We start from the raw sequence: 203 nt of genomic DNA, 5'->3' as shown, positions 1-203 counted from the left end.
GTGTATCAGCGGATAGCGCCGATTCCGAGATCCGTGGAACGGCCGAATACCGAGACCGCGCGCTGGCTGGGCTGAGCGGGCGTGTGATCGAAGTCGGCGCCGGCAACGGAATGAACTTCGCGCATTACCCCGGGACCGTGGCCGAGGTCGTGGCGGTCGAGCCAGATGATCACCTGCGACGATTGGCCAAACGGGCCGCCGCT

Annotated in this window: 1 protein-coding gene; it reads left to right on the top strand. The window is 66.0% G+C overall.

Translation table 11 applies throughout. The features are described 5' to 3' along the window. Positions 1–203, top strand: a 203-nt coding sequence (locus tag AC5Y5O_RS32355; RefSeq protein ID WP_500028789.1) for a class I SAM-dependent methyltransferase, incomplete at both ends; no start/stop codon positions are given.

It is taken from the genome of Mycobacterium sp. NGS40, assembly GCF_059812735.1.
Note: the sequence above shows the minus strand (reverse complement) of the source record. Positions and strands in the feature narration are given on the sequence as shown.